This is a genomic window from Anoxybacillus kestanbolensis (assembly GCF_001996285.1).
Classification (GTDB): Bacteria; Bacillota; Bacilli; order Bacillales; family Anoxybacillaceae; genus Anoxybacillus; species Anoxybacillus kestanbolensis_A.
This window is the reverse complement of sequence record NZ_MQAD01000004.1, coordinates 42,081-49,512: the sequence shown is the minus strand read 5'-3', so window position 1 is coordinate 49,512 and position 7,432 is coordinate 42,081. Positions and strand designations below refer to the sequence as shown.

Genomic DNA, 7,432 nt, shown 5'->3' with positions numbered 1-7,432 from the left:
TATCTCTAGCTTCTTTACGCTTTTCGCTTCGTTCAGTTTTCAAGGAACATCTCTTTGTCGCTATTTAAGCGACTTTTTTAATATATCATTTACTGTTTTCTTTGTCAACAACTTTTTATCTTTCTTTTTTACGTGTTACTTTCAACACGGACGTTTAGTAATATATCATATTCGATCATCCTTAAGCAAGATGTTTTTTTAAGAAAAACTGAGTGAGGAAAAGTACCTCACCCAGTTAAGCTTCCCTGCAATTATTTATGACGCATTTGAGGGAATAACAATACATCGCGGATCGATGGAGAGTTCGTTAACAACATAACAAGACGATCAATGCCAATTCCTAACCCACCCGTTGGTGGCATCCCGTATTCTAATGCTTCGATAAAATCTTCGTCCATTTCATGCGCTTCGTCGTTTCCTTGTTCTTTTTCTCTTAACTGCGCTTCAAATCGTTCACGTTGATCGATTGGGTCATTTAATTCTGTGAATGCATTTGCATGCTCACGTGCAACGATAAATAGTTCAAATCGATCTGTGAAACGAGGATCTTCTGGATTTTTTTTCGCTAAAGGCGAAATCTCAACTGGGTGCCCATAAATAAATGTTGGCTGAATAAGATGTTGTTCTACTTTTTGTTCGAAAAATTCATTTACGATATGACCAAATGTCATATGTGGAGCTACTTCTACTCCATGCTCTTTCGCCAATTGACGCGCTTCTTCGTCGCTCATGTGCTTCCAGAAGTCAACGCCCACATACTCTTTAATCGCATCAACCATATGAAGTCGTTTCCATGATGGCGTCAAATCTACTTCATGTTCTCCATATTGGATTTTTGTCGTTCCAAGCACTTCTTGAGCAATATGCGCAATCATATCCTCTGTTAATTTCATAATATCAGTGTAATCAGCATAAGCCTCGTAAAGCTCAAGCATCGTAAACTCTGGATTATGACGTGTTGAAATGCCTTCGTTTCGGAATACACGACCGATTTCATATACTTTCTCTAATCCACCTACAATTAAACGTTTTAAATGTAATTCGATCGCAATACGCATATACAATGTCATATCTAAAGCGTTATGGTGCGTAATAAATGGACGAGCAGCAGCTCCTCCGGCAATTGAGTGCATCATCGGCGTTTCTACTTCTAAATACCCTTTTTGATCTAGATAGCGACGCATTGATTGAATAATTAAACTGCGTGTAATAAACGTTTTTTTACTTTCTGGATTCATAATTAAATCGAGATAACGTTGGCGGTAGCGTTGCTCGATATCTTTGAGCCCATGATATTTCTCAGGGAGCGGGCGCAACGATTTCGTCAACATTTCATACGAGTGTACCTTGATAGACAATTCTCCCACTTTTGTTTTGAATACTGTTCCTTGTACACCGACAATATCTCCTAAATCTGACGTATCGAAAATTTCATACTGCTCTTCACCAACATCGTCTTTGCGCACATAAATTTGAATTTGTCCCGTCAAATCTTGAATATGAGCAAATCCTGCTTTCCCTTTCCCGCGCTTCGTCATAATGCGACCAGCGATAGAAACATGAATTTGCCTTTCTTCCAACTCTTCTTTTGATAAATGACCGTATAATGTAAACAATTCTTCTGCTTGATGTGTACGCTCGAATCGTTTTCCAAATGGATCTATCCCTTTTTCACGCAACTTATGTAACTTTTCACGACGAACTAATAGCTGATCATTTAATTCCTCATGCGACATAACGAATTCACTCCAATAACCGTTTATTTTTTTAAGAAATACTGCCAGCATGAGCTGACAGTATGTTTTACGATTCTATGACAACATGTTGTTCTTTTGCTTCAACTTCCTCCACAAAACTCATAAGCAACGTCACGAGTTCATCACGCGTCTGACATTCATTTATCGCATTGCGAACTTTGGCATTTCCACGAATACCTTTTAAATACCAAGCGGCATGTTTACGCATCTCTTTTACAGCGATATATTCATTTTTTAAAGCAATTAAACGATCCAAATGCAAAATACACACTTCGATTTTTTCACGTACAGACGGTTCCGGAATAAGTTCACCCGTTTCCAAATAACGAACGGTACGATAAATCATCCATGGATTACCGAGAGCAGCACGCCCAATCATGACGCCATCGACGCCTGTTTGTTCTAACATTCGTTTAGCATCTTGAGGGGTCTGGACATCACCGTTACCGATAACGGGGATACGAACCGCTTCTTTCACTTGCTTAATGACGTTCCAATCCGCTTTTCCTTCATACATTTGTACGCGAGTTCGGCCATGAACAGCAACCGCTTGTCCACCTGCCCGTTCTACCGCCTGAGCGTTTTCGACAGCATAAATATGGTTTTCATCCCAACCGATTCGCATTTTTACCGTGACAGGCTTCTCCACCGCATCGACGACGGCGGCTACCATGTCGTAAATTTTATTTGGATCTAACAACCACTTTGCTCCCGCGTCACACTTCGTAATTTTTGGAACAGGGCATCCCATGTTAATATCGATAATATCGGCGTTCGTATGTTGATCTACATATTTAGCGGCTTGTACAAGCGTCTCTTTTTCCCCACCAAAAATTTGCAAGCTCAATGGTTTTTCACGCTCGTCAATATAGAGCATGCCCATTGTTTTTGGGTTATTAAATAAAATCGCTTTATCGCTAACCATCTCTGCACAAACAAGTCCTGCACCAAACTCCTTTACAGTTAGACGAAATGCTGAATTACATACCCCTGCCATCGGTGCAAGTACGACAGGGTTATTAATTTGTACATTTCCGATTTTAAACATCAAATCCCCCCCTTTCCTAATAATTGTTCTTCCACTTCTTCGCGGCTTTTCCATATACGAACACCTTTGTCCGATAACTGCTCCACATACGAACGTAAAGGACGTTGAACAGATGGAATAATTAAAGATTCATCTATTTCAAACAACGGGATTAATACAAACGCCCGTTCAAACATACGCGGATGCGGAATAATAAGTTGTTCTGTCTCAATATTTTCATGATTATATAGCAAAATGTCAAGGTCTAACGTCCGCGGTCCCCAATGAACTTCCCGCTTGCGACCGAACTTTTTTTCAATGTCCATCGTAGCTGCTAACAAAGCAAATGGAGATAGCGATGTAGCGATCTTTACAACCATATTTAAAAAACAAGCTTGTTCGACATATCCAACTGGATCTGTTTCGTAAATCGAAGATGTCGCTAAAACAGAAATATGTGTATGATCACGTAATGCAATCACCGCTTTACACAAATATTCGAAACGGTCACCAATATTCGAACCTAATGCAATATAAGAAGTATTTTCCATTTATTAACGCCCTCTCGTAATTTCAACCGCCACATACGCATAGTGACCTTTAATCGGCGGATTTGGTTTCGTCACTTTGACAGTACACGATGACACCGTTGTATACGCACATAAAATTTGTTCAGCGATGCGTTCCGCTACTGCCTCAATCAGCTTAAACGGCTTTCCTTCGACGATGCTTTGACATATGTCATATATATGTGCATAGTTAACCGTTTCACTTAAATCGTCGGTTACACCAGCTTTTCTTAAATTTGTTTCAATGATGACATCGACATAAAAACGTTGACCGAGCTTATTTTCTTCGGGAAATACCCCGTGATACCCATAAAACTCCATTTGTTGCACATAAATTTTATCGCGCATACTCTCCTCCCTTCCCAAGCATCGCATCCATCATTTTAGCCATTCTAGCCATCGGTAAAACATCGTGTACCCGAACGATATGTGCTCCTTTTGCAATGCCGAGGCAAACCGTTGCTCCTGTTCCTTCTACTCGTTCATGAACGGGTAAATCAAGCACATGTCCGATAAATGATTTTCGCGATGTTCCTAACAAGATCGGATACCCGAGAACCGAAAATTCATCCAACCGACGCATCACTTCCAAATTATGCTCTACTGTTTTAGCAAACCCGATCCCCGGATCGATAATAATTTGTTCGTCTTTCACACCAGCTTGTTTGACTATATCAATACTTTCTTTTAAATCGTTCATCATATCCGAAACGAGATCTTTATAATGGCGATCGTAACGATTATGCATTAATACAATAGGTACACCATAGTAAGCGGCTACTTGAGCCATATTGGAATCTGCCTTTGCCCCCCAAACGTCGTTAATCATTGTCGCGCCCGCTTCAATGGCTTGTTTAGCTACTTCTGCTTTATACGTATCAATCGAAATGGGTACATTCACCGCTTTAGCAACCGCTTCTACAATCGGGATGACGCGACGCAATTCTTCTTCAAGTGATACCTTTTCAGCTCCAGGGCGGGTGGATTCTCCCCCAATATCAATGATATGTGCTCCTTCAGCGACAAGTTGCTTCGCACGCTCAACAGCCTGCTCTACATGATTATATTTTCCTCCATCAGAAAAGGAGTCAGGAGTGGCATTTAAAATGCCCATAATAACCGTATTCTTTCGCAAGTCTAACTTATATGTTCCACAATATATAACATCCATCAATGAACGTACCCGTCCTTTCCTTCATACCTTGTCCATAAATGTGTCGTAAAAAAGGCGTACGCACGTTGGAGACGGCTCGTCATTTCCCCACATTTCCCGGGATATACATCGTTATCTAGTCGACAAACCGGCACAATTTCTTGAATGGAGTTTGTTAAAAATATTTCATCTGCTTCTTTCAGTTGTTGTAGCGAGTAAAATCCTTCTTTCACACGAACACCCCACGAGCGCAACAAATCGATCACAAACAATCGCGTTATACCGTTTAAAATACCGGTTTCTACTGAAGGAGTATACACGATGCCGTCTTTTACCCAAAAAACGTTAGAAACAATTCCTTCTGCGACAAATCCTTCTTTCGTAAGAAAAATGCCTTCTACATTTGAATGGTGACCAACTTCTTGTTTACCTAAAATATTGTTTAAATAGTGATGAGATTTTAAACGAACCGATCCTTCCGGTGTATTTCGCCTCACTTGTAATGTTTGACATACTTTTTCTTCTGAAAACGTCGGAATCGGCTTCATATACATAATAATGGTCGGATTTGTATACGGTTCTACTTGCAGTCCAACATCTCCGATTCCAGCAGATATATTTAAGCGTACATACGCATCTCGATAACCGTTTGCCTTTAACAATCGAGAAAGAATATGCAAAACATCATCTCGAGTGATAGAACATGAAATGTTGAGCATATCGAGTCCGTTATGAAGACGAGCTAAATGATCATCAAGCAAAAACGGATGTCCATCATATACGCGAAACGTTTCAAATAAACCGAGTCCATACATAAACCCGTGGTCAAACGCGGAAATGCGTGCCTCTTCCTTTTTTACGATTTGCCCATTGATATAAATAAACATGCAACATCACTTTCGTTTGTATAATGTAATAAAATTTTTAAGCATGTCTAAACCATATTCCGTCATGATCGACTCAGGATGAAATTGAACTCCCTCAATCGGCAGCGTTTTATGGCGAATGGCCATAATTTCTCCTTTATCTGTCCACGCAGAGATATCAAAACAATCGGGCAATGTTTCCCTTTTTACAATTAATGAATGATAACGCGTGGCTGTAAAGGGGTTGGGAATTTGAGTAAAAATCGTCTTGCCATCATGAAAAATCGACGATGTTTTGCCATGCATTAAACGTTCTGCCTGAACAACTTCTCCACCAAACACTTGGGCAATCGACTGATGACCAAGACATACACCAAAAATCGGGATTTTCCCTGCGAAATATTCAATGGCTGCCATGCTAATACCCGCTTCATTCGGACTGCAAGGACCAGGTGAAATCATTAAAAAGTGGGGGTGAAGTTGTTCAATTTGAGCAATCGTTACCTCATCGTTTCGTTTAACAATTAATTCTTCCCCTAATTGCCCTAAATATTGAACGAGGTTATACGTAAACGAATCATAGTTATCAATCATTAAAATCATTTGGCTCACCTCATGCTTAATTGTACATACTCTTCTTCACTCAGCTCTTTTGCTTTCCATAACGCAAATGCTTTCTTTAAACATTCTTTATACTCATGTTCCGGTTGTGAATCAATGACAATCCCTGCCCCTGCTTGCACATACGCAAGACCATCTTTTGCAATCATTGTCCGAATTGCAATGTTCAACTCCATATCGCCATCAAATCCGATCCAGCCGATTGAACCTGTGTAAATGCCACGTCGAACAGGCTCTAGCTCTTCAATTATTTCCATCGTTCGTACTTTTGGTGCCCCTGTGATTGTTCCACCTGGAAAAACGGCTGATATAACATCGAACGCATCTTTTCCCGCCGCGAGCTGACCAGAAACATGGGAGACAAGATGCATGACATGAGAATATTTTTCAATGACCATAAACTCATCCACTTTTACCGTTCCATATGCACATACACGTCCAAGGTCATTCCGCTCTAGATCGACGAGCATTAAATGTTCGGCTCGTTCTTTTTCATTTGCTAATAATGATTGAGCAATTTGATCATCTTCTTGAATCGTTTTGCCACGTGAGCGTGTTCCTGCAATCGGACGCGTACTTACATACTTTCCTTTCTTTTTCACAAGTAGCTCCGGAGAACCGCTTACGATTTGAAATTCAGGGAAATGCATATACGCCATATACGGTGATGGATTTAATGTGCGCAATTTTTCATAAATCGTAAACGGGTGTGTAAGTAGCCGTTTCGATTGTCGTACAGACAAGTTCACTTGAAAAACATCGCCTTGTGCAATATACGTACGCACCTTTTCGACAGCTTCCATAAACTGTTCTTCGCTCATTGACACCGCTTCTTCTTTTTCGTAGTTCGGAATAAACGGGCGGGAAACGTCGGAAAAATCAGTTGTCCATAGTTGTTCGTATCGCTCGAGACGTTCGTTCGCTTGTTGCTCTTCTCCTTCTACATAATGAGTGATGAAATAAAGAAAAGATGCATGATGATCATATACGAACACATCATCAAATACTAAAAAATATAAATCAGGCATATTTAAGTCATCACATGCAATCGAAGGAAGCTTTTCAATATAGCGAACGCAATCGTAACTGATATAGCCAATTGCTCCACCTTGAAAATCTGGCCCTTCTTCTAATTTTTCTATTTCCCACTGACGGAACCATTTCTTTAGCGATTGCAATATATTCCCTTCAAACGTTTCTGTACGATGCTTCTGCCAAACCGTCAATTTATCATCTTTACCGATAACGACTGCAAATGGTTGTAAACCGATTATGCTATATCGGCCGTCTCGCCCACTTTCAAGCAAAACATGGTGCAACTGTTTTCGCGATAATGCTTTATATTGCGAAAACCAATCACATTGTGCGTATGTGATCTTTTTGATCATTGTTCGTCGCCTTTGTTTGTTCAAAGATGTCCCCCCTCTTCATCAATCCAT

The 7,432-nt window shown here is 40.3% G+C and carries 8 protein-coding genes; all 8 read right to left on the bottom strand.

Annotated elements, in window-relative coordinates; translation table 11 throughout:
- Positions 1–251: 251 nt before the first annotated feature.
- A complete protein-coding gene (gene lysS, locus BO219_RS02325) occupies positions 252–1,736 on the bottom strand; it encodes a lysine--tRNA ligase (RefSeq protein ID WP_077428208.1) in 1,485 nt (494 codons plus the stop codon).
- A gap of 67 nt (positions 1,737–1,803) precedes the next feature.
- Positions 1,804–2,805, bottom strand: a complete 1,002-nt coding sequence (gene dusB, locus BO219_RS02320; RefSeq protein WP_004888612.1) for a tRNA dihydrouridine synthase DusB — start codon at positions 2,803–2,805, stop codon at positions 1,804–1,806.
- Positions 2,805–3,335: a 2-amino-4-hydroxy-6-hydroxymethyldihydropteridine diphosphokinase gene (folK, locus tag BO219_RS02315; RefSeq protein WP_077428206.1), complete on the bottom strand. Its 531-nt coding sequence runs from the start codon at positions 3,333–3,335 to the stop codon at positions 2,805–2,807. Before folK ends, dusB begins: the two co-directional genes overlap by 1 nt.
- 3 nt (positions 3,336–3,338) lie before the next feature.
- On the bottom strand, positions 3,339–3,701 hold the full coding sequence (gene folB, locus BO219_RS02310) for a dihydroneopterin aldolase (RefSeq protein WP_006323680.1): 363 nt from the start codon (positions 3,699–3,701) through the stop codon (positions 3,339–3,341).
- Positions 3,691–4,524, bottom strand: coding sequence for a dihydropteroate synthase (folP, locus tag BO219_RS02305; protein ID WP_077428204.1), 834 nt, complete (start codon positions 4,522–4,524; stop codon positions 3,691–3,693). Before folP ends, folB begins: the two co-directional genes overlap by 11 nt.
- Complete coding sequence (pabC, locus tag BO219_RS02300) at positions 4,524–5,393, bottom strand: aminodeoxychorismate lyase (RefSeq protein ID WP_077428202.1); 870 nt, start codon at positions 5,391–5,393, stop codon at positions 4,524–4,526. The genes folP and pabC overlap by 1 nt, the downstream gene beginning before the upstream one ends.
- A gap of 6 nt (positions 5,394–5,399) precedes the next feature.
- Positions 5,400–5,975: an aminodeoxychorismate/anthranilate synthase component II gene (pabA, locus tag BO219_RS02295; RefSeq protein WP_077428200.1), complete on the bottom strand. Its 576-nt coding sequence runs from the start codon at positions 5,973–5,975 to the stop codon at positions 5,400–5,402.
- Positions 5,976–5,980: 5 nt separating this feature from the next.
- Positions 5,981–7,381 (bottom strand): anthranilate synthase component I, encoded by a 1,401-nt coding sequence (gene trpE / locus BO219_RS02290; protein WP_077428198.1) that lies wholly within the window; start codon positions 7,379–7,381, stop codon positions 5,981–5,983.
- Between the last annotated feature and the right edge of the window lie 51 nt (positions 7,382–7,432).

What these genes read in the sequence shown, in the direction of transcription:
- folK (WP_077428206.1), bottom strand. Translation starts at nt 3,335, where the DNA reads ATGGAAAATACTTCTTATATTGCATTAGGTTCGAATATTGGTGACCGT.
- dusB (WP_004888612.1), bottom strand. Translation starts at nt 2,805, where the DNA reads ATGTTTAAAATCGGAAATGTACAAATTAATAACCCTGTCGTACTTGCA.
- pabC (WP_077428202.1), bottom strand. Translation starts at nt 5,393, where the DNA reads ATGTTTATTTATATCAATGGGCAAATCGTAAAAAAGGAAGAGGCACGC.
- folB (WP_006323680.1), bottom strand. Translation starts at nt 3,701, where the DNA reads ATGCGCGATAAAATTTATGTGCAACAAATGGAGTTTTATGGGTATCAC.
- lysS (WP_077428208.1), bottom strand. Translation starts at nt 1,736, where the DNA reads ATGTCGCATGAGGAATTAAATGATCAGCTATTAGTTCGTCGTGAAAAG.
- trpE (WP_077428198.1), bottom strand. Translation starts at nt 7,381, where the DNA reads ATGATCAAAAAGATCACATACGCACAATGTGATTGGTTTTCGCAATAT.
- folP (WP_077428204.1), bottom strand. Translation starts at nt 4,524, where the DNA reads ATGGATGTTATATATTGTGGAACATATAAGTTAGACTTGCGAAAGAAT.
- pabA (WP_077428200.1), bottom strand. Translation starts at nt 5,975, where the DNA reads ATGATTTTAATGATTGATAACTATGATTCGTTTACGTATAACCTCGTT.